This is a genomic window from Comamonas nitrativorans (assembly GCF_042654765.1).
GTDB classification, from domain to species: domain Bacteria; phylum Pseudomonadota; class Gammaproteobacteria; order Burkholderiales; family Burkholderiaceae_C; genus Comamonas; species Comamonas nitrativorans.
The window spans coordinates 135,678-157,914 of record NZ_JBHSEW010000010.1 but is presented as its reverse complement, the minus strand read 5'-3'; the positions used below and the strand labels follow the sequence as shown (position 1 = coordinate 157,914).

Below are 22,237 nucleotides of genomic sequence, written 5' to 3'. Positions count from 1 at the left end.
TCACACCCGCTCCAGAATCAATGCAATACCCTGGCCCACGCCGATGCACATGGTGCATAGCGCATACCGTCCGCCCGTGGCGTGCAGGCGGTTCACCGCCGTGGTGGCCAGGCGTGCGCCGCTGGCGCCCAGCGGGTGGCCCAGGGCGATGGCGCCGCCCCAGGCGTTGACGCGCTCGTCGTCGTCCGCCAGGCCCAGCTGGCGCAGCACGGCCAGGCCCTGGGCGGCAAAGGCTTCGTTCAGTTCGATCACATCCAGTTGCGCCAGCGTCAGGCCGGTTTGCGCCAGCACCTTCTGCGTGGCGGGCACCGGGCCGATGCCCATGATGCGCGGGGCCACGCCGGCCACGGCCATGCCGACGACGCGGGCACGCGGCGTCAGGCCGTATTGCCGGGCGCTGGCTTCGTCGGCCAGCAGCAGGGCGCAGGCGCCGTCGTTCACACCGCTGGCGTTGCCAGCGGTGACGGTGCCGTCCGGGCGCACCACGCCCTTGAGTTTGGCCAGCGCTTCCAGGCTGGTTTCGCGCGGATGTTCGTCCTGGGTGACGGTGAGCGGCTCGCCTTTGCGCTGGGGAATCTGCACCGGCACGATCTCGCGGGCCAGATGGCCTGCCTGCTGCGCGGCCACGGCCTTGCACTGGCTGGCCAGGGCCATGCGGTCCTGCGCGGCGCGTTCGATGCCGAAGTCCTGCGCCACGTTTTCCGCTGTTTCGGGCATGGAGTCCACGCCGTATTGCGCCTTCATCAGCGTGTTGATGAAGCGCCAGCCGATGGTGGTGTCGTACACCGCATTGGCACGGCCAAAGGCGGCTTCCATCTTGGGCATGACGAAGGGGGCGCGGCTCATGCTCTCCACGCCGCCGGCAATCATCAGCCGCGCCTCGCCCGCCTTGATGGCGCGGGCGGCGCTGCCCACGGCATCCAGCCCCGAGCCGCACAGGCGGTTCAGGGTGGCGCCGGGCACCTCTAGCGGCAAGCCGGCCAGCAGACCGGCCATGTGGGCCACGTTGCGGTTGTCTTCCCCGGCCTGGTTGGCGCAGCCGTACAGCACGTCGGTCACGGCAGCCCAGTCCACGTTGGGGTTGCGCTGCATCAGCGCCCGGATGGGCAGGGCGGCCAGATCGTCGGTGCGGACGCTGGACAGGGCGCCGCCGTAGCGGCCAAAGGGGGTGCGGATGGCGTCGCAGATGAACGCCTGGGGCGCAGTGGTCGTGGTCATGGTGAAGATTTCCGGGAGTTCAGGGTTGCAACAGGATGGACAGGTCGCCCGCAACAAAGCCGTGGCCGCAGATGTGGGCCAGGGCATCGAGTTCGTGGCGCAGGGTGGCGGGGTCTTGCTGGCGTGCCCAGAACACCGGGCCGCCTTCCCAGCGCGGGAAGCCGTAGCCGTGCGCCAGCACCACGTCGATGTCGCCCGCCCGCAGGGCCACGCCCTGGGCCAGCAGCAATGCCGCTTCGTTGGCCATGGCCAGCAGGGCGCGGCGCTGGATGGTTTCCGGCGGCAGTGCCTGGCGGGTGATGCCGCGCCGCGCCGAGGCATCGGCAATCAGGGCGCGGACGGTGTCGTCGCTGGCCGGGTTTTGGCGACCATCGGCGTAGGTGTAATAGCCCGCGCCGCTCTTGCGGCCCAGGCGGCCCTGCTCGCACAGCCGGTCGAGGATGTCCACGTAGCGCTCGCGCGGGTCGCGCGTGGCGGCCTGCGCCTTGCGCATCCGCCAGGCAATGTCCAGGCCGGAAAGGTCGGCCACGGCAAACGGCCCCATCGCCATGCCGAAGTCCTGCAGGGCGCGGTCCACGTCCTCGGGCCAGGCGCCGTCTTCCAGCATGAACTCGCACTGGCGGCGGTAGGCGTTGTAGATGCGGTTGCCGATAAAGCCGAAGGCATTGCGGCACAGCACGGGCAGCTTGCCCAGGCGGCGGCCCAGTTGCAGGCCGGTGGCCAGCACGTCGGTGGCGCTGTCGGCGCCTTGCACCACTTCCAGCAGCTTCATCACCTGCGCGGGGCTGAAGAAATGCAGGCCCAGCACGTCCTGCGGGCGGGCGGTGGTGCGGGCGATGGCATCCACGTCCAGGTACGAGGTATTGGTGGCCAGCACCGCGCCGGGGCGGGCGTGCCGGTCGATGTGCGCAAACACTTCCTGCTTGACGGCCAGGTCTTCAAACACCGCCTCGATCACCACGTCGGCCTGCGCAATGTCCGGCCAGTCACAGGTGCCGGTCAGCCGCTGCTGTGCGGCCGCAGCCTGTGCGGCGGAGAGCTTGCCGGCTTCCACCCGGCCCTGGTAGTGGCTGGCGATGCGTTGCCGCCCGGCATCGAGTGCGGCGGCGTTGTGTTCCAGCAGCACCACGTTCAACCCGGCGCCCAGCGCTGCGATGGCAATGCCGGTGCCCATGGTGCCTGCGCCGATCACGGCCAGGGTATGCAGCGGGTGGGGCGTGACCTGGCCCGATTGCGCCCACTGCGCGGGCGGGCGGGTGGCCTCGCGCTCGGCAAAGAACAGGTGGCGCAGCGCCAGCGCCTGGGGCGAGAGGCGCAGCGTCTCGAAAGCCGCCCGTTCTCGGGCCTGGGCTTCGTCAAAGGGCAGGCGTGCGCTGTCGTGCAGGGCCGAGAGCGCGGCCACCACGGCGGGCTGGTGCTTGCCCGCACGCAGCGCGGCATCTTCGGCGGCGGCGATCAGCGCGGCATCTTCGGCAGGCACGGCTTCGTCGCGGATGCGTTGCTTGCGCCCTTGCAGGCTGAGTGCGTGGGCCACGGCCTGGGCGCACAGGTCGGCCTCTTTTTCGACCACGGCATCCACCAGACGCAGCTTGAGCGCCTGGGCGGCAGGGAAGCGTTCGCCCCGGCAAACCAGAGGGATGGCTTGCAGCAGTCCGGTGCGCCGGGGCAGGCGCTGGGTGCCGCCTGCGCCGGGGATGATGCCCAGCGTCACTTCCGGCAGGCCCAGCAGGGTGCCTGCCTGGGCGATGCGGGCATCGCAGCCCAGCGCCAGTTCCAGCCCGCCGCCCAGTGCCGCGCCGTGCAGTGCGGCCACCACGGGCTTGCGGCATTGCTCGATGGCGGCGATGACGGCGGGCAGTAGCGGCGGCTGGGGTGGCTGGCCAAATTCGCGCAGGTCGGAACCGGCGACAAAGGTGCTGCCCGCGCCGATCAGCACGGCGGCCTGGAGCTGCGGGTCGGCCTCCAGCGTTTGCAGCGCGGCCATCAGGCCCTGGCGTACCGCTGCCGAGGCGGCGTTCACCGGCGGGTTGCGTATCTCGATGACCAGCACGCCGTCGGTGCTGCGGGTGTGGACGGCGGTGTGTTCGTGGGCGGTGTTCATGGCAAACGAGTCCCCTGGTATTTTTATTGGATAGCTGCTACCGCTGATAAAAAAACGATTTCAGATATAAAAGTATCTGAATTTGTTGATTTACCAGCGGTAGAAGCTTCTTTAATAATAGCGACCTAGAACGCCGCAATGCCCGTCTGCGCCCGGCCCAGAATCAGCGCATGGATGTCGTGCGTGCCCTCGTAGGTGTTCACCACTTCCAGGTTCACCAGATGGCGGGCCACGCCGAACTCGTCGCTGATGCCGTTGCCGCCCAGCATGTCGCGGGCCATGCGGGCAATGTCCAGCGCCTTGCCGCAGTTGTTGCGCTTGATGAGGGAAGTGATCTCCACCACGTTCTGCCCCTCGTCCTTCATGCGGCCCACGCGCAGGGCCGCTTGCAGGCCCAGGGTGATTTCGGTCTGCATGTCGGCCAGTTTTTTCTGGATGAGCTGGTTGGCCGCCAGCGGCTTGCCGAACTGCTGGCGGTCCAGCGTGTACTGGCGGGCCGTGTGCCAGCAGGCTTCGGCCGCACCCATGGCCCCCCAGGCGATGCCGAAGCGGGCGCTGTTCAAACAGGTGAACGGGCCTTTCAAGCCACGCACCTCGGGGAAGGCGTTTTCTTCAGGCACGAACACCTCGTCCATGACGATCTCGCCGGTGATGCTGGCCCGCAGGCCCACCTTGCCGTGGATGGCCGGGGCAGATAAACCTTTCATGCCCTTGTCCAGAATAAAACCGCGAATCGGGCCGACGTTGCCGCCCTCGCTCACCTCCTTGGCCCAGACCACGAACACATCGGCTACTGGACTGTTGGTAATCCACATCTTGCTGCCGGTGAGCTTGTAACCGCCGTCCACCTTGTAGGCCCGCGTCGCCATGCTGCCGGGGTCGGAACCGTGGTCGGGTTCCGTCAGGCCGAAGCAGCCGATGAACGCGCCGCTGGCCAGCTTGGGCAGGTATTTCTGCTTCTGCGCCTCGGTGCCGAAGGTATTGATCGGCACCATCACCAGGGACGACTGCACCGAAGCCATCGAGCGGTAGCCGGAATCGACCCACTCGATCTCACGGGCCACCAGGCCGTAGCTGACGTAGCTCAGGCCCGCACCGCCGTACTCGGTGGGGATGGTCGGCCCCAGCAGGCCCAGCTCGCCCATCTCGCGGAAGATGGAGGTGTCGGTTTTCTCGTGGCGGAACATGTCCTGCACGCGCGGTGCCAGCTTGTCCTGGCAGTAGCTGCGGGCGGCATCGCGGATGAGGCGCTCGTCCTCGGTGAGCTGTTGGTCGAGTTGGAAGGGGTCGTTCCAGTGAAAGTTACTCATGGGGAGGCTCCAGAAAATTTAGTCCTGCCGCAGCAGTTCGCGGCCGATGATGAGTTGCTGCACCTGTGTCGTGCCTTCGTACAGGCGCAGCAGGCGGGCATCGCGGTAAAAGCGCTCCACCGGGTATTCGTTGATGTAGCCTGCGCCGCCGTGAATCTGCACGCCCCGGTCGGCCACGCGGCCCACCATTTCGGTGGCAAACAGCTTGGCGCAGGAGACGCGCATGGAAACGTCCGGGTCGGACAGGTGGGTCGGCTTGCCGTCGAAGCGCTGGGCCACCTCGCGCACCAGCGCCCAGCCGGCCAGCAGCTCGGCCTGGCTGTCGGCCAGCATGGCCTGGATGAGTTGAAACTCGCCAATCGCCTTGCCGAACTGCTTGCGCTCGCGGGCATAGCGGCGCGATTCGTCCAGGATGCGCGAGGCCAGGCCGCAGGACGTGGCCGAGATATTGAGCCGCCCGCGGTCCAGCACCTTCATCGCGGTCTTGAAGCCCTGGCCGGGCACGCCGCCGATGATGTTGGCGGCGGGTACGCGCACGTTCTCCAGAATCACGTCGCAGGTCTTGGTGCCGCGCTGACCCATCTTCTTGTCGTTCTTGCCCAGCTGGATGCCGGGGGTGTGGGCATCCACGATGAACGAGGAAACACCGCCCGCGCCCGGCCCGCCGGTGCGGGCCATGAGCGTGAAGGCACCGGCACGCGGCGCGTTGGTGATGAAGCGCTTGGTGCCGTTGAGGACGTAGTGGTCGCCATCCAGCTCGGCGCGGGTTTTCAGCGATGCGGCGTCGGTGCCGGCATCCGGCTCGGTCAGGGCAAACGACATGACCAGCTCGCCGCTGGCCACGCGGGGCAGGTACTGGGCCTTTTGCTCCGGCGTGCCGTCCATCAGGATGCCTTGCGAGCCGATGCCGATGTTGGTGCCGAACACCGAGCGGAAGGCCGGTGCCGTGCGCCCCAGCTCGTAGTTCACCAGCACCTCCTGGCTCACCGACAGACCGATGCCGCCGTATTCCTCGGGCACGGTCAGGCCGAACAGGCCCAGCTCCTTCATCTCGTCGATGAGGGCGGGAGGAACCTCGTCGTGTTCCTCCAGGTAGTTTTCTGCCGGCACCAGACGCTCGCGCACGAAGCGCTGCACCGTCGCCAGCAGGATGTCAAAGGATTCGGTGTCGAGTGCCATGCAGACGGCTCCTTACTTGGCGAACTTGCGGAACTCAGGAGCACGCTTTTCCTTGAGGGCGTTGACCCCCTCGCGCGACTCGTCGGTGTCGTAATACAGCTTCAGGGCATACATCCCCAGCCCCGCAATCCCGGCCTGGTGGGCCGTATCCATGTTGAAGCTGCGCTTGGCAATGGCCAGGGCCGTAGGGCTGCGCTGGCAAATCGTCTGCGCCCACTCCTGCACCGTCTCGTCCAGCTTGTCGTGGGGCACGCAGATATTGGCCAGGCCCATCTCCACGGCCTCCTGGCCCGAATAGCGCTTGTTCAGGTACCAGATTTCGCGGGCCTTCTTCTCGCCCACCACGCGGGCCAGGAAGGCCGTGCCGTAGCCCGGATCGACCGACCCCATCTTGGGGCCGACTTGGCCCATGATGGCCTTCTCCGAAACAATCGTCAGATCGCAAATCGTGCACAGCACATTGCCCCCGCCGATGGCAAAGCCCTGCACCCGGGCAATCACCGGCTTGGGCACATCGCGGATGGCCGTATGCAGCTCCTCCATCGGCAAACCGATCGTGCCCCGGCCATCGTAATTGCCATCGTGGGCCGACTGATCGCCGCCCGTGCAGAACGCCTTATCGCCGGCACCGGCCAACACGATGCAGCCCACATTGCGGTCATAGCCCGCCTTGTTCAGCGCCCTGATGATCTCGTCGCAGGTCGTACCGCGAAACGCATTCATCTTCTCGGGACGGTTGATCGTGATCCAGGCCACACCGTCTTTGACTTCGTACAGGATGTCTTCGAAATTCATGGTCATTACTCCTTGGTTTGCGCTTTGTTTGCGCTTGGTTTTTTCTTTGCTCTTGCCCGGCTTAGCCGTGCATCGTCAAACCGCCCGAGACACTGAGCACCTGCCCGGTCACAAAGCTGGCGTCATCGCTGGCAAAGAACGCAATGGCCGACGCCAGGTCGTCGCCTTGGCCCAGACGGCCCAGCGGAATCGCACTGCGAAACGCCTCGATCAGCTTGGCCGGATCGCGTGCCCCCTCGGCCACCCCGGCGAGCAAGGCCGTATCGGTGGGGCCAGGGCAGACCGCATTGACCGTGATCGCATGGCGGGCATGTTCCCGCGCCAGCGTCTTGGACAGCGCCAGCAGCCCGCCCTTGCAGGCCGAATACACCGCCTCGCCCGACGAACCGCCCCGGGCCGCATCGGAAGCCACATTCACCACCCGGCCATAGCCACGCTCCACCATCCCCGGCAGCACCGCATGCAGCATGTGCAGCGCCCCTGTCAGGTTGATGGCAATCAGCTTCTCCCACTCGGCAGGGGACGTCTTCAAGAACGGCTTGAACACATCCCAGCCCGCGTTGTTCACCAAGGCAGCCACCGGCCCCAGTTGCTCTTGCACGGCCGCCACGGCCGCATCTACCTGGGTGCGGTCGGTGATGTCGCAGGCAAAAGCGGCAGCCTGCCCGCCGGCGGCGCACACGGCGGCAGCCGTCTTTTGTGCTGCGGCCAGATCGCGGTCCAGCACCGCCACCTTGGCGCCCTCGGCGCCCAGGCGCAGGCAGGCGGCCCCACCGATACCGCCGCCGCCGCCGGTGACGATCACTGTTTTTTCTTCAAAGCGTTTCATTGCATGTCCTATGGTTTGCGAGGTTGGGAAGCTTGGCCGATGATGCGGGGTAGCAATAGCCAAATAAGTAAATATGTTTACAGAAATTCTAAAGGCTGGCAACAAGGCAACGCAAGCCTGAAAACGTAAAAATAGTCATGGTTAACCATGAAAAAAGCGCGACCCGAACCCTTTTTTGACTGGGTCGGTGGATGGTATTTATGGAAATATATTGATTTAAATTGGCAAATTCTGACCGCTGCTTGGCGGTGTGCAGAAGGGGCCGTGGGCAGAACGCAGGCGCAAAAAAACCCGCCAGCGGCGGGGTGGGGCAGGGGCGTGGGCAGGGGCTACAGCAGGCGTGCGATCAGCGCACCCTCCAGCGGGCCGGTCAGCGGCACGCGCACGCGTACCGGGTTGCCGGGGGCGACCTGCACGGGTTCGCCGTCCAGGTTGAACATCTGCTCTAGTTTGACGGTGCGGTTGCCGCTGGGGTGGATGACCTCGATGGTGTCGCCCACGGCAAAGCGGTTCATGGTTTCGATCTCGGCCATGCCGTCCTGGTAGCCGCGCACCTGGCCGACGAAGTGGCTGCGTTGCAGCACGCTGGTGCCGGTTTCGTAGTTCTGGTAGTCGTTGGCCGGGCGGCGTTCCAGCAGGCCGCCGGTGTAGCCCCGGTTGGCCAGTCCTTCCAGCTCGGTGATCAGGTGCGGGTTGAAGGGGCGGCCCGCCACGGCGTCGTCGATGGCGCGGCGGTAGACCTGGGCGGTGCGGGCGACGTAGTACAGGCTTTTGGTGCGTCCCTCGATCTTGAGGGAATCGACGCCGATCTTCACCAGCCGCTCGACATGCTCGACGGCCCGCAAGTCCTTGCTGTTCATGATGTAGGTGCCATGCTCGTCTTCCATGATGGGCATCAGCTCGCCGGGACGGCCTTTTTCTTCCAGCAGGTAGATTTGCTCGGCCAGCGGGTGGCGCTGCATCTGCGTGCCGGAGAACTGGCTGTCGGCATCCTCGCGCGACTTGGTGAAGCTGAAGCCCTGCTCCATCGGCGTGGCCAGGGCTTCGCCGGTGTTGGGATCGACGGCGGCGTCGTGCGTCTTGTATTCCCAGCGGCAGGCGTTGGTGCAGGTGCCCTGGTTGGGGTCGCGGTGGTTGAAATAGCCCGACAGCAGGCAGCGGCCCGAGTAGGCGATGCACAGGGCGCCGTGGACGAACACTTCGATCTCCATGTCCGGGCATTCCTGGCGGATTTTCTCGATCTCGTCCAGCGACAGCTCGCGCGACAGGATGATGCGCGAGACGCCCATCTTCTGCCAGAACTTCACCGTGGCCCAGTTGGTGGTGTTGGCCTGCACGGACAGGTGGATTTCCTGCTCGGGCCACTTTTCCTTGACCATCATGATCAGGCCCGGGTCGGCCATGATGAGGGCGTCGGGGCCGCAGTCGATCACCGGTGCGATGTCGCGCAGGTAGGTGCGCACCTTGTCGTTGTGCGCGATCAGGTTGCTGGTGACGAAGAATTTCTTGCCACGTGCGTGCGCTTCGCCGATGCCCTGGGCGATCTGCTCCAGGCGGAAGTCGTTGTTGCGGGCACGCAGCGAGTAGCGCGGCTGGCCGGCGTAGATGGCATCGGCGCCAAAATCGTAGGCGGCACGCATCTTGTCGAGCGAGCCGGCGGGCAGGAGCAGTTCAGGGGCTTTCATCGTGGGCGCGATTGTCGTGCAAAGTGGTTTTCCTGCTGGCGGCGGCTGTTTTGCCTGCGAAGCAATGGCAGCAGCAAGGTAACATCCGCGCTTTGCCCAGAACCGAGGGGGGATAGACGCCGTGCAATGCACCCACTGCCAAGCCAGCTTGAAAGAAGGCACCAAGTTTTGCCCGCATTGCGGCCAGATGACCCCTGCCGTGCCTGCCGCCGCCGCAGGGCTGCCGTGCCCGCAGTGCCAGACGCAGCTCAAGCCCGGTGCGAAGTTCTGCAACCACTGCGGCGCCACCGTGGCTGCCGTGGCGGCGGCCGGTGCCGCTCCCGCAGCGCAGGCGCCTACGCCGGATACGCCGGATACACCGAATACTACGGATTCAGTAGCTTCTTCTGCTTCTGTAGAGCAGGATTCAGATACAAAACCACCGCTACTGCCCTTGTTCCCTGCGGAACAAGCTACAAAAATGGGAAACAACCTGGTTTTGTGGATTGGCCTGGCGATTGCGCTTTTCGGCGCCATCACCATTGCGGTGTACTTCGTCATGGGCAACAGCGGCCCGGCCCCGCAGAAGATCGGCCCGATGGAGCTGCCGACCCCGCCGGTCGTGGAGCAAGCCCCGCCGCCTGCCGCCGAGAGCCTGCCCGAAGCCCAGCAGCCGCAGATGGTGCCCAGCGTGCCCCTGCCGGGCGAAGCGGCCGAGGCAGCAGCCGATGCGGCCGCAGCGCCAGCCGCCGTTGAAGCCGCCCCGGCCAAGCCCGCCCCGCAGCCCAAGCCGGTGACGCGCCCCGTGCCCAAGCCTGCGCCGGAGCCGCAGCCCCAGCCCCAGCCGCAAGCGCCCGCAGCCCCCGCGCCGGTGCTGGAGGAAGTGGCGGTCAAAACCTGCGCCCAGGCCGGTTTGCTGATGCGCCCGGTCTGCGCCTTGGAAGGGCCGCGCACGTTCTGGAAGTGCGCCCCCAACGGCAAGCATTGGGACAACACCATCCCCGGCTGCCGCCGCAGCGAGGAAAACTGAGCGGACGGGTTGGGGTCTGACGTAAAAAAGAAGGGCAGCGTCACAAGCTGCCCTTCTTTTTTTGACGTTGCGCCGCCGTGCTATCCCGCCAGCAACTGGCGCAGCACGAACGGCAGGATGCCGCCGTGGCGGTAGTAGGCCACCTCGATCGGGGTGTCGATGCGCAGCTTCACCGCGAGCTGCTGCTGCGAGCCGTCGGTGCGGTGGATGACCACCTGGGCCAGGCTTTGCGGGGCCAGGTCGGCGGGCGGGATGACATCCACGCGCTCATCGCCTTGCAGGCCGAGTTTTTCCCAGCTGTCGCCGGGCAGGAACTGCAGGGGCAGCACGCCCATGCCGACGAGGTTGGAGCGGTGGATGCGCTCGAAGCTCTTGGCAATCACGGCCTGGATGCCCAGCAGTTGCGTGCCCTTGGCCGCCCAGTCGCGGCTGGAGCCGGTGCCGTACTCCTCCCCGGCAAAAATCACCGTGGGCGTACCGGCAGCCTGGTAGAGCATGGCAGCATCGTAGATGGGCATTTTTTCGCTCTTGCTGCCGCCCTGGCCATCGCCGCTGTGGTACAGCGTCACCCCGCCTTCCTCGCGGGAGCCGTCGGCCAGCGGCGGGATCATCAGGTTCTTGATGCGCACGTTGGCAAAGGTGCCGCGCATCATCACCTCGTGGTTGCCCCGGCGCGAGCCGTAGCTGTTGAAGTCGGCCTTGGCCACGCCGTGCGCCTTCAGCCACTGTCCGGCGGGCGAGCTTTCCTTGATCGCCCCGGCGGGGGAGATGTGGTCGGTGGTGATCGAGTCGCCGAACAGCGCCATGATGCGGGCGTTGCCGATCGGCTGCGCGGGCGAGGCGGTGTCGGGCGTGAGGCTGAAATCCTCGAAGAACGGCGGCTGCGCGATGTAGGTGCTGGTCGGCCAGTCGTAGGTGTCGCCGGTGACGCCTTCGATGGCTTCCCACAGGGCGCCGGGTTCGGTCTTCACCTTGGCGTAGTTGGCGCGGAAGGCTTCGCCCTGCATGGCGCTGGCGACCAGGGCCTGCACTTCCTGGTTGCTGGGCCAGATGTCGCGCAGGTACACCGGCTGCCCGTTCTTGCCGGTGCCCAGCGGGGCGTTTTGCAGGTCGATGCGCACCGTGCCGGCAATCGCGTAGGCCACGACCAGCGGCGGACTCATGAGGAAGTTGGCCTTGATGTTGGGGTGGATCCGCGCCTCGAAATTGCGGTTGCCCGACAGCACCGAGGCGCACACCAGGTTGTTGCGGGTGATCACGTCGTTCAGCTCGGGCGTCAGGTCGCCCGCATTGCCGATACAGGTGGTGCAGCCGTAACCGGCCAGGGCAAAGCCGAGCTTTTCCAGCGCAGGCAGCAGGCCGGTATCGGTCAGATACTTTGTGACGACGCGCGAGCCGGGGGCCAGCGAGGTCTTGATGTGCGGCTGCACCGTCAAGCCCGCTGCCACCGCCTTTTGCGCCAGCAACCCGGCGGCCAGCAGCACGCTGGGGTTGCTGGTGTTGGTGCAACTGGTGATGGCGGCAATCAGCACGTCGCCATCGCCAATGCCCTGGCTGGTGGCTTGCGAGCCGTCGATTTCGCAGACCGACGGCTTGTGTTCTTCGCTATGGGCGCTGCTGAGCGTCGGGCGGTTGCCGTCCATCTCGACCACCGAGCGGGGGGCGCCCGGTGCGGTGCTGGCATTGTTGTCCGCCGGGCCGCCAGCGCCGCATTCGATGGCAAAGCGCTGGCCCAGGCGCTCGGCGGGCAGGTTGAAGCCGTTGTCGGCCATTGGGGCGGAAAAGAGCTGGTCGAACTTGCTGGCCACATGCTCCAGTGCAATGCGGTCCTGCGGGCGCTTGGGGCCGGCCACGCTGGGGCTGACGGTGGACAAATCCAGCGAGACGACGCGCGAGTAGTCCAGCTCCCCCGCCCGGGGCACGCCGAACAGCCCCTGGGCGCGGAAGTAGGCTTCGAAGTCGGCAATCGCCTGCTCGCTGCGGCCCGTGCCCCGGAAGTAGTCCAGGGTTTTGTCATCGACCGGAAAGAAACCCATGGTCGCCCCGTATTCCGGCGACATGTTGCCGATGGTGGCGCGGTCGGGGACGGACAGGCTGGCCGTGCCCTCGCCAAAAAACTCGACGAACTGGCCGACGACTTTTTCCTGGCGCAGGCGCTCGGTAATCGTCAGCACCAGGTCGGTGGCCGTCACGCCTTCGCGCAGCTGGCCGGTCAGCTCGAAGCCGACCACGTCGGGGGTGAGGAAATACACCGGCTGGCCCAGCATGGCCGCTTCGGCCTCGATGCCGCCCACGCCCCAGCCGACCACGCCGATGCCGTTGATCATGGTGGTGTGGCTGTCGGTGCCGACCAGGGAGTCGGGGTAGCAGATGCCGCCCGGGGTCTGGTGGATGCCCGGGGCCAGGTATTCCAGGTTCACCTGGTGGACGATGCCGAAGCCCGGCGGCACCACGCCAAAGGTGTCGAAGGCCTGCATCCCCCATTTCATGAACTGGTAGCGCTCGTGGTTGCGCTGGAACTCCAGCGCCATGTTCTGCCCCAGCGCCTGGGGCGTGCCGTAGTAGTCCACCATGATGGAGTGATCGACGACCAGATCGACCGGCACCAGCGGCTCCACCGCCTGGGGTGATTTGCCCAGTTGCTGCGCTGCGGCACGCATGGCGGCCAAGTCGACCAGCAGGGGCACGCCGGTGAAGTCCTGCAGCACCACGCGGGCCACGACGAAGGGGATTTCCTCGGTGCGCTCGGCCCGGGGCCGCCAGTTGGCCAGTTGGGCAACGTGTTCGGGCAGAACCTTGGCACCGTCGCAGTGGCGCAGCACGGCCTCCAGCACGATGCGCAGCGACACCGGCAGCCGTGCGATGTTGGGGAACTGTTCGGCCAGCGCGGGCAGGGAATACAACTGGCCCTGGCGGCCCTGGCCCAGGGCCAGGGGCTGAAGGGTGGAAGCAAACGGGTGGGACATGGCGAGATCCTTTCTGTAAGCCGCAACGAAAGCAGTCACCGGCCCATTGTGCCCCTGCGGGTCAAACGCCCCTGTATCGAAAAACCATTGGCCCGGTGCCAACAATAAATGGCACGCAGTTTTACTATCGGGGGTTGTTCGGGTTTACCAGGGTTTTCAAAAATACTATGCAAGCACTGTGGATGGTGGCGGGCGCCTTCTTTTTTGCCACCATGGGCGTGTTCGTCAAATACGCCAGCGCCTCGTTCACGACGGCGGAAATCGTTTTTTACCGGGGGCTGATCGGCATGGCCGTGCTGTGGTGGCTGGCCCGCCGCCAGGGCATCGGCCTGGCGACGCGCCACCCGTGGATGCACGGCTGGCGCTCGCTGGTCGGCGTCACGGCCATGTCCGGCTGGTTCTACGCCATCACCAAGATGCCCCTGGCCACGGGGATGACGTTCAACTACATGAGCAGCCTGTGGATTGCCGCCTTTCTGGTCGCCGGCGCCTTGTGGACGTGGCGGCCGGGCCATACCGGGGCGCGGCGCTCGCTGAACATTCCGCTGCTGGCAACCATCGTCATGGGCTTTGTCGGCGTGCTGCTGTTGCTGCAACCCAGCTTTGCCCAGCAGCAGGGCGTGGCGGCGCTGGCGGGGTTGTCTTCCGGCGTGCTGTCGGCCATGGCCTACATGCAGGTGTCGGCCCTGTCCCGCGCCGGGGAGCCGGAGGCGCGTACCGTGTTCTATTTCTGCCTGGGCTGCGCCGTCGGGGGCGGGGCCGTCATGCTGGGCGGGGGCGTTTCGCCCTGGCCGGGCATCGGGCCCAGCCTGTGGCTGCTGCCCGTGGGCGTGCTGGCCGCCGGCGGGCAGTTGTGCATGACGCGGGCCTATGCCACGGCGCAAACCCCCAGGGCCACGCTGGTGGTGGCCAACCTGCAATACACCGGCCTGATTTTTGCCAGCGCGTACAGCCTGGTGTGGTTCGACGACCAGATCAACCTGCTGGGCTGGCTGGGCATGGCCCTGGTGGCCGCCAGCGGCATTGCGGCCACGGTGCTGCGTGCACGCAACAAGGTTGCGCCCCCGGCAACGGCGGAGACGGAGGCGCCGATGGCGTCCCCTGCCGGACGCTAGTGCTGCCGTGACGCTGCGGGGCAGCGGCACAATAGGCGTTTTCGTCCTGGAAGATTGTCTATGAGCCGTGCCTTGTCCTTTCCCCTGCTGATTTCCGCCGCGCAACTGCAAGCTTTGCAGGCCGACGGCCAGCCGTTGATGGTGTTCGATTGCAGCTTCGACCTGGCCCAGCCCGGCGCGGGGCTGGCGCAGTACCAGGAGGCGCACATTCCCGGCGCGGTCTACGCCCACCTCGATGAGAACCTGAGCGCCGCCGCAGGCGATACAGCCGCCAGCGGTGGCCGCCATCCGCTGCCCAGCCGGGAGGCGTTTGCAGCCTGGCTGCGCAGCGTCGGCTTTTGCAGCGACATGCAGGCGGTGGTCTACGACCGCCAGGGGGTGAACTACTGCGGGCGTTTGTGGTGGATGCTCAAATGGGCCGGGCACGAGGCCGTGGCGGTACTCGATGGCGGGTTGCAAGCCTGGCAGGCCGCAGGCGGTGCCCTGGCTGGCGGGATGCCGCAGCCTGCGGCCCAGCCGGGGGATTTCGCCTTGCAGGCGCCGCTGCGCACGCTGGCGACGGTGGAAGAAGTCGCCCGGCGCCTGGACAGCGGGGCGCAGACCATCGTCGATGCCCGTGGCCCGGCGCGTTTCCGGGGCGAGGTCGAACCGCTCGACCCCGTGGCCGGGCATATCCCCGGGGCGCTGAACCGCCCGTTCACCGACAACATTGCCCTGGATGGCCGCTTCAAACCCGCCGCCCTGCTGCGGGCCGAGTTCGACGCCCTGCTGGCCGGGCGCGATCCGGCCAGCGTCGTCCACCAGTGCGGCAGCGGCGTCAGCGCCGTGCCCAATCTGGTGGCGATGGAAGTGGCCGGTTTTGCCCCGACGGTTTTGTTTGCCGGGAGCTGGAGCCAGTGGTGCAGCGACCCCGGCCGCCCCTGCGTCCAGGGCGCTTGATGCCGTGGTGGTGGCGGTAAGCCGGAGTAGGGGGCAAGCGCCTTGCTTTTCCCCCTATGCCGTTGCAGCGGCTGCGGCATGATGCCGACTTCAGGGGTGGTTCATCCCCTTTTGCGGCGCAGCGGCAAAGCCCGGGGCTGGCGGCAAAAGCCCCGGTTATTCCGGCTTTGCGGCCTTCCCTGCTAGGGTTACAGTAGCGGCACACAATAAAAGCAGCAGGTTCTGGCGGCCAGCCTGCTGTAAGAAAAAATCCTACAAGCCCCGCACCTTTGGCTGACACGCCACTCCCGCTTTTTCTGACTCCAGGTATGGGCGCACGCCGACTCAAGTTCCCCCCGGCCTTTCGCCACAATTGCTTCCAACAACAGCGCGGTACCGATCGATGACCGACACCGCAAACAAGGCAGCCCGATCTGCCGACCGACTGGAAAGGAAGCACCATGAGCAACGAACAACTTCTCGCCGAAATCCGCGAAGCCAACCTGACTTACCTGATGCTGGCGCAGAACCTGATCCGCCAGGACAAGGCCGAAGCCATCTTCCGCCTGGGTCTGAGCGAAGAAGCCTGCGACCTGCTGGTCACCCTGTCTGCCGGGCAGGTGCTGAAGCTGGCTTCGCGCAACACCTTGCTGTGCAGCTTCCGTGCCGACGATGAAATGGTCTGGAGCCTGCTGACCAACCACAGCAGCAACAAGAACACCAACGACACCCTGAACACCCTGCACGCCAACATCGTCATGGCCGGTCGGGTTTCCGAAGTGCTGTAAGCCGCCGTCCGAATATTCAATAGAGGAGTATCGCCATGACTGCTGCTACCGCTACCGCCAAAAGTGTGCTGAATGAATCGCGGCAAATCGAACGTGCCGCCATGCTGATCGAGATGGGCGCCCGGATGCAGGTGCTGGAATCGGAAACCACCCTGTCCTACGAGCGCCTGATCCGCCTCTACAAGGAGATTGCGGGCAAGTCGCCCTCGAAGGGCCAACTGCCGTTCTCCACCGACTGGTTCCTGACCTGGCAGGAAAACATCCACAGCTCGCTGTTCCTGAACATCTACGAATACCTCTCCAAAGGGGTCGATGCCGACCCGATCGAAGTGCTGACCAAAGCCTACCGCCTGTACATGGAGCAGGTGCAGACGCTGGAGCTGGAGTGCCTGCTGTCCTTCACCCGTGCCTGGCGGCTGGTCAAGTTCGTCGATGCGCAGATGCTCACCCGCACCAAGTGCAGCAAATGCACCGGCATGTTCGTCACCGAGATGTACGAAAACGCCAAGCACTACGAGTGCGGCCTGTGCAACCCGCCGGCCCGTGCCGGCAAGAGCAAGGCAGCCGGCGCACTGGCGCTGCACTGAACCGTTTTTTCCTTTCCTTCTTGATGCCCGGCAGTTTCTGCCGGGTTTTTTTATGCCCGCCGCCGGCGCGGCGGGCCGGGCTCACTTCAGCACATCGCCCAGGTTCACGTACTTCATCTCCAGGTATTCGTCCATGCCGTGGTGCGAGCCTTCGCGGCCCAGGCCGGACTGCTTGACGCCGCCGAACGGCACCTGCTCGCTGCCCAGCAGGCCGATGTTCACGCCGACCATGCCGTAGTCCAGCGCTTCGCTGACGCGGACGATGCGGCCGATGTCGCGGCTGTAGAAGTAGCTGGCCAGGCCAAATTCCGTCGCGTTGGCGGCGTCGATGGCTTCCTGCTCGGTGGTGAAGCGGAACACCGGGGCCAGGGGGCCGAAGGTTTCCTCGCGGGCCACGCGCATGTCGCGGGTGGCATTGGCGATCACGGTCGGCTCGAAGAACTGGCCTTGCAGCGGCTTGCCGCCGGTGACGATGTGGCCGCCCTTGGCGACGGCGTCCGCAATGTGTTCCTGTACCTTGTCCAGCGCGGCGGGTTCGATCAGCGGGCCTTGCGTCACGCCCGGCTCGAAGCCGTTGCCCACTTTCAGGCCCCGCACGCGCTCGGCCAGCTTGGCAACGAAGGCGTCGTAGACGCCCGCCTGCACGTACAGGCGGTTGGCGCAGACGCAGGTCTGGCCGGCGTTGCGGTACTTGCTGGTCATGGCGCCTTCCACGGCGCTGTCCAGGTCGGCGTCGTCGAACACGATGAAGGGGGCGTTGCCGCCCAGCTCCAGCGCCAGCTTCTTGATGGTGGGGGCGCACTGCGCCATCAGGATGCGGCCCACTTCGGTCGAGCCGGTAAAGCTCAGGTGGCGCACCACCGGGCTGTCGCACAGCACCTTGCCGACGGCGGCGGCGTGTTCGGTGGGCACCACGTTGATGACGCCCTGCGGAATCCCGGCGCGGTGCGCCAGTTCCGCCAGGGCCAGGGCGCACAGCGGGGTGAACTCCGCCGGCTTGACGACGACGGTGCAGCCTGCGGCAATCGCCGGGGCCACCTTGCGCGTGATCATGGCGACGGGGAAGTTCCAGGGCGTGATGGCCGCGCACACGCCGATGGGCTGGCGCAGCACCATGGCACGGCGGTCGGGTGCAAAGCTGGGCACGGTTTCGCCGTAGGTGCGCTTGGCCTCTTCGGCGTACCACTCGACAAAGCTGGCGCCGTAGACGACTTCGCCCGTGGCCTCGGCCAGCGGTTTGCCCTGTTCGGCGGTCATCAGGCGGGCCAGGTCATCGCGGTGCGCCAGAATCAGCTCGAACCATTTACGGAGCAAATGGCTGCGCTGCTTGTGCGTCAGGCCGCGCCAGGCGGGCAGGGCGGCTTCGGCAGCGTCGATGGCCTGCTGCGTGTGGGCCGCAGTGAGGTTGGCGACCTGGGCCAGCTCCAGGCCGGTGGCCGGGTCGGTCACGGCGAAGGTGTCGGTGCCCTCCACCCAGGCGCCGTCGATGTAACCGGCGGTTTTGAGCAGGGTGGGGTCGTTGAGCTGGTGCAGGGGGGCGTGGTGGGTGGTCATGTGGGTCTCGGTAATCGGGGCGGGAAGAGAAATCGCAAAAAATCTTGGTGCGGGCCAGTATAGGAAGCCGACAAGCCCGCACGCGCAGGGGTGTCAAGCAGCCGTTGCTGCTGGGGCCGTTTCGGCCTGGAGCCAGTCGCGCAGCACATCGTCGGTATGCTGGCCCAGCAGGGGCGGGGCCATGCGGTACTGCACGGGCGTGGCGCTCAGGCGCACCGGGCTGGCGACGGTGGCGACCGTGCCCAGCGGGTGCGGCAGATCGACGTGGATGCCGCGGGCCTGCACCTGCGGGTCGGCAAAGACCTGGTCCAGCCGGTTCACCGGGCCGCAGGGCACGTCGGCCTGCTCCAGGGCGCCGACCCATTCGGCGGTGGTGCGCAGCACGGTGGTCTGGCGCAGTAGCGGGATGAGTTCGGCACGGTGCTTGACGCGCTGGGGATTGGTGGCAAAGCGCTCGTCCTGCGCCCATTCGGGGCGGCCCGCCACCTGGCAGAAGCGGGCGAACTGGCCGTCGTTGCCCACGGCCAGAATCATGTCGCTGTCGGCGGTGGGAAAGCTTTGGTAGGGCACGATGCTGGGGTGGGCATTGCCCATGCGGCGCGGCACCACGCCGCCCACCAGGTAGCTGGAGGCCTGGTTGGCCAGGGCGGCCACCTGCACGTCCAGCAGGGCGGTGTCGATGTGCTGGCCCAGGCCGGAGCGGTTGCGCTCCTGCACCGCTGCCAGGATGCCGATGGTGGCGTACAGGCCGGTCAGGATGTCGGTCAGCGCCACGCCCACCTTTTGCGGGCCGGCGCCGGCTTCGCCATCGGGCACGCCGGTGATGCTCATCAGCCCGCCCATGGCCTGGATCAGAAAGTCGTAGCCGGGCCGCGCGGCGTAGGGGCCGTTCTGGCCGAAGCCGGTGATGGAGCAGTAAATCAGCCGGGGGTTGAGGGCGTTCAGGCTGGCGTAGTCCAGGCCGTATTGCGCCAGGCCCCCGGTCTTGAAGTTTTCCAGCACGATGTCGGCTTTTGCGGCCAGTTGCTGCAATTGCTGCCGGCCTTGCGGGCTGGCCATGTCGATGGCGATGGAACGCTTGTTGCGGTTGGCGCAGAGAAAGTAGGCCGATTCGCGCGTGGGCTGGCCGTCGGCATCCTGAAGATAGGGCGGCCCCCAGGCGCGGGTGTCGTCGCCGCTGCCGGGGCGCTCGACCTTGACCACGTCGGCGCCCAGGTCGCCCAGAATCTGGCTGGCCCAGGGGCCGGCCAGCACGCGCGAGAGGTCAAGCACGCGGATGCCGGCCAGGGGCTGCGGGCGGGAAGGGGGATGTGTCATGGGCAGGTATTCCATTGAAAAACAAAGGAGCTGCTACTGCTTGCATATAAAGGATTTCAAATAGAAATATATTTGAAATCGTTGAATAGTCAGCGGAAACAGCTCTTTTATCGGTAGCTTGAGCGGACTCCTCGGCTTTCTAAAACGCCGCAATGCCCGTCTGCGCCCGGCCCAGGATCAGCGCATGGATGTCGTGCGTACCCTCGTAGGTATTCACCACTTCCAGGTTCACCAGATGGCGGGCCACGCCAAACTCGTCGCTGATGCCGTTGCCGCCCAGCATGTCGCGGGCCATGCGGGCAATGTCCAGCGCCTTGCCGCAGTTGTTGCGCTTGATGAGGGAAGTGATCTCCACCACGTTCTGCCCCTCGTCCTTCATGCGGCCCACGCGCAGGGCCGCTTGCAGGCCCAGGGTGATTTCGGTCTGCATGTCGGCCAGTTTTTTCTGGATGAGCTGGTTGGCCGCCAGCGGCTTGCCGAACTGCTGGCGGTCCAGCGTGTACTGGCGGGCCGTGTGCCAGCAGGCTTCGGCCGCACCCATGGCCCCCCAGGCGATGCCGAAGCGGGCGCTGTTCAAACAGGTGAACGGGCCTTTCAAGCCACGCACCTCGGGGAAGGCGTTTTCTTCAGGCACGAACACCTCGTCCATGACGATCTCGCCGGTGATGCTGGCCCGCAGGCCCACCTTGCCGTGGATGGCCGGGGCAGATAAACCTTTCATGCCCTTGTCCAGAATAAAACCGCGAATCGGGCCGACGTTGCCGCCCTCGCTCACCTCCTTGGCCCAGACCACGAACACATCGGCTACTGGACTGTTGGTAATCCACATCTTGCTGCCGGTGAGCTTGTAACCGCCGTCCACCTTGTAGGCCCGCGTCGCCATGCTGCCGGGGTCGGAACCGTGGTCGGGTTCCGTCAGGCCGAAGCAGCCGATGAACGCGCCGCTGGCCAGCTTGGGCAGGTATTTCTGCTTCTGCGCCTCGGTGCCGAAGGTATTGATCGGCACCATCACCAGGGACGACTGCACCGAAGCCATCGAGCGGTAGCCGGAATCGACCCACTCGATCTCACGGGCCACCAGGCCGTAGCTGACGTAGCTCAGGCCCGCACCGCCGTACTCGGTGGGGATGGTCGGCCCCAGCAGGCCCAGCTCGCCCATCTCGCGGAAGATGGAGGTGTCGGTTTTCTCGTGGCGGAACATGTCCTGCACGCGCGGTGCCAGCTTGTCCTGGCAGTAGCTGCGGGCGGCATCGCGGATCAGGCGCTCGTCTTCGGTCAGTTGCTGGTCGAGGTGAAAGGGGTCGTTCCATTGAAAAGCGGTACGGGTGGTTTTCTGGAGCATGTCGGTATTTCCTTTTGGATATGAAAAAACAGGGGTATCAGGTGGCGCTGGCCTCGGCCCGCAGGCCCGTCCGGGGTGCCTGGGGGGCCGGGGTGGCCCGCTGGCCGCCGATGTTGAACTTCTGCGCAACCAGGCCCATGAGGACGATCACGGCGGCCAGGATGGAGGTGTAGACCACCTCGGTGCGGTAGGTGCCTTCCCACACCATCACCACCAGCGCGGCGGGGATGGCGAAGATCACGGCATAGGTCAGCCAGGGGAACAGCCACATTTTGAACGTGATCGGCGTGTTGGCGGCGTCCAGCTTCTGGCGCATTTTGAGCTGGGAGATGGCGATGCACAGGTACACGTACATGGCGACGGTGCCGGTGGCCGACATCAGCACGTCGTAGATGTCCATTTTCTCGGTCGCGGTCAGGTAGATGGCGACGAAGGCGAACACGCTGGACACCAGCACGCCCACCCAGGGGCTGCCGCTGTTCTTGCCGGTGATCTGCATCACGCGGTGGGCATCGCCCCGGCGCGACAGCGAATACAACATGCGCGAGCAGGTGTAGAGGGCCGAGTTGAAGCAGCTACAGACGGAAGTCAGCACCACGAAATTGACGATGTGGCGGGCTTCGGGGATGCCCAGGCGGGAGAGCGTGACGGTGTAGGTGCCGTGCGTGGCCTGTTGCAGCAGCGGGTCGTCGTAGGGCACCAGGCAGACGGCGATGAAGATGGAGCCGACGTAGAACAGGATGATGCGCCACACCACGGATTTGGTGGTCTTGACGATTTCCTTGCTGGGGTTGTCCGATTCGGCAGCGGCCACCGTGACGATTTCCGCGCCGATGAAGGCGAACATCACCCCCAGCATGGCCGTCACCACCGCGCCGAAGCCGTTGGGCATGAAGCCCTCCTTGGTCAGGTGCGTGAAGCCGACGGCATCGGGCTGGCCCCAGGGCCACAGGTGGGTCAGGGCCAGCAGGCCGATGATCAGGAAGACGACGATGGCCGTGACCTTGATGAGCGCAAACCAGAATTCGAATTCGCCGTAGTTCTTCACCTTCATCAGGTTCACCAGCACCAGCGCGACGGTGACGATCAGCATGTAGCCCCAGATCGGAATCATCGGGAACCAGTCGTGCAGGATCTTGCCCGCCACATAGGCTTCCCAGCCCATGAGCAGCGCCCAGAAGTACCAGTACAGCCAGCCGATGGTAAAGCCCGCCCAGCGGCCGATGGCCCGGTCGGCATAGGTCGAGAACGAGCCGGTATCGGGCTGCGCCACGGCCATTTCGCCCAGCATCCGCATGACCAGCACCACCACGATGCCGCCCGCGATATAGGCCAGGATGGCTGCCGGCCCGGCATTGGCAATCACCTTGCCGGAGCCGATGAACAGCGCTGCGCCGATCACGCCGGCGATCGAGATCATGGTGAGGTGGCGCGAGCGCAATCCGTTTTTCAGCGTGGTGCCGCTGCGGGCGCCACAGGCTGCTTGTGTTGTCATGGTGTCTCCTCGTTTATTTTCGTATGGGG

General features: G+C 65.9%; 17 protein-coding genes. 5 read left to right on the top strand and 12 right to left on the bottom strand.

The annotated features are described in order from the left end of the window. The 7 genes from pcaF to trhP form a co-directional block, all read right to left on the bottom strand. Complete coding sequence (gene pcaF, locus ACFO3A_RS12290) at positions 1-1,218, bottom strand: 3-oxoadipyl-CoA thiolase (RefSeq protein ID WP_377726727.1); 1,218 nt, start codon at positions 1,216-1,218, stop codon at positions 1-3. Between the two features lie 19 nt (positions 1,219-1,237). Then, positions 1,238-3,319, bottom strand: a complete 2,082-nt coding sequence (locus ACFO3A_RS12285; RefSeq protein WP_377726725.1) for a 3-hydroxyacyl-CoA dehydrogenase NAD-binding domain-containing protein — start codon at positions 3,317-3,319, stop codon at positions 1,238-1,240. Positions 3,320-3,444: 125 nt separating this feature from the next. Further along, positions 3,445-4,629, bottom strand: a complete 1,185-nt coding sequence (locus tag ACFO3A_RS12280) for an acyl-CoA dehydrogenase (RefSeq protein WP_377726723.1) — start codon at positions 4,627-4,629, stop codon at positions 3,445-3,447. 18 nt (positions 4,630-4,647) lie between these two features. Next, complete coding sequence (locus ACFO3A_RS12275) at positions 4,648-5,808, bottom strand: acyl-CoA dehydrogenase family protein (protein WP_377726721.1); 1,161 nt, start codon at positions 5,806-5,808, stop codon at positions 4,648-4,650. A 12-nt stretch (positions 5,809-5,820) separates the two neighbouring features. After that, the gene (gene badI, locus ACFO3A_RS12270) at positions 5,821-6,603 is read right to left on the bottom strand and encodes a 2-ketocyclohexanecarboxyl-CoA hydrolase (RefSeq protein ID WP_377726719.1); all 783 of its coding nucleotides are present in this window, start codon (positions 6,601-6,603) and stop codon (positions 5,821-5,823) included. A gap of 61 nt (positions 6,604-6,664) precedes the next feature. Further along, entirely contained in the window at positions 6,665-7,432 is a 768-nt protein-coding gene (locus tag ACFO3A_RS12265; RefSeq protein WP_377726717.1) for a glucose 1-dehydrogenase, read from the bottom strand. Positions 7,433-7,761: 329 nt separating this feature from the next. Beyond that, positions 7,762-9,117, bottom strand: a complete 1,356-nt coding sequence (trhP, locus tag ACFO3A_RS12260; protein ID WP_377726715.1) for a prephenate-dependent tRNA uridine(34) hydroxylase TrhP — start codon at positions 9,115-9,117, stop codon at positions 7,762-7,764. Between the two features lie 121 nt (positions 9,118-9,238). Here trhP and ACFO3A_RS12255 point away from each other — a divergent pair, with 121 nt between their 5' ends. After that, the gene (locus tag ACFO3A_RS12255) at positions 9,239-10,126 is read left to right on the top strand and encodes a zinc ribbon domain-containing protein (protein WP_377726713.1); all 888 of its coding nucleotides are present in this window, start codon (positions 9,239-9,241) and stop codon (positions 10,124-10,126) included. A gap of 80 nt (positions 10,127-10,206) precedes the next feature. Here the strand turns inward: ACFO3A_RS12255 and ACFO3A_RS12250 are convergent, their stop codons facing one another. Then, positions 10,207-13,092, bottom strand: coding sequence for an aconitate hydratase (locus tag ACFO3A_RS12250; protein WP_377726711.1), 2,886 nt, complete (start codon positions 13,090-13,092; stop codon positions 10,207-10,209). A 167-nt stretch (positions 13,093-13,259) separates the two neighbouring features. Between ACFO3A_RS12250 and ACFO3A_RS12245 the strand changes: the two genes are divergently transcribed. The 4 genes from ACFO3A_RS12245 (at position 13,260) to flhC (ending at position 16,500) form a co-directional block, all read left to right on the top strand. After that, a complete protein-coding gene (locus tag ACFO3A_RS12245) occupies positions 13,260-14,207 on the top strand; it encodes a DMT family transporter (RefSeq protein ID WP_377726709.1) in 948 nt (315 codons plus the stop codon). 60 nt (positions 14,208-14,267) lie between these two features. Further along, entirely contained in the window at positions 14,268-15,146 is an 879-nt protein-coding gene (locus ACFO3A_RS12240) for a sulfurtransferase (RefSeq protein ID WP_377726707.1), read from the top strand. Positions 15,147-15,586: 440 nt separating this feature from the next. Continuing rightward, positions 15,587-15,913: a flagellar transcriptional regulator FlhD gene (flhD, locus tag ACFO3A_RS12235; RefSeq protein ID WP_377726705.1), complete on the top strand. Its 327-nt coding sequence runs from the start codon at positions 15,587-15,589 to the stop codon at positions 15,911-15,913. A gap of 35 nt (positions 15,914-15,948) precedes the next feature. Then, positions 15,949-16,500 (top strand): flagellar transcriptional regulator FlhC, encoded by a 552-nt coding sequence (gene flhC / locus ACFO3A_RS12230; protein WP_377726703.1) that lies wholly within the window; start codon positions 15,949-15,951, stop codon positions 16,498-16,500. Positions 16,501-16,581: 81 nt separating this feature from the next. Here the strand turns inward: flhC and ACFO3A_RS12225 are convergent, their stop codons facing one another. From ACFO3A_RS12225 to ACFO3A_RS12210, 4 genes are all read right to left on the bottom strand, one after another. Beyond that, positions 16,582-18,054: an NAD-dependent succinate-semialdehyde dehydrogenase gene (locus ACFO3A_RS12225; protein WP_377726701.1), complete on the bottom strand. Its 1,473-nt coding sequence runs from the start codon at positions 18,052-18,054 to the stop codon at positions 16,582-16,584. 93 nt (positions 18,055-18,147) lie between these two features. Then, positions 18,148-19,371, bottom strand: a complete 1,224-nt coding sequence (locus ACFO3A_RS12220) for a CaiB/BaiF CoA transferase family protein (RefSeq protein ID WP_377726699.1) — start codon at positions 19,369-19,371, stop codon at positions 18,148-18,150. A 139-nt stretch (positions 19,372-19,510) separates the two neighbouring features. Beyond that, positions 19,511-20,713 carry an acyl-CoA dehydrogenase gene (locus ACFO3A_RS12215; protein WP_377726697.1) on the bottom strand — a complete coding sequence of 401 codons (1,203 nt, stop codon included), beginning with the start codon at positions 20,711-20,713 and terminating at the stop codon, positions 19,511-19,513. A 37-nt stretch (positions 20,714-20,750) separates the two neighbouring features. Next, the gene (locus ACFO3A_RS12210) at positions 20,751-22,208 is read right to left on the bottom strand and encodes an amino acid permease (protein WP_377726695.1); all 1,458 of its coding nucleotides are present in this window, start codon (positions 22,206-22,208) and stop codon (positions 20,751-20,753) included. Positions 22,209-22,237 lie beyond the last annotated feature (29 nt).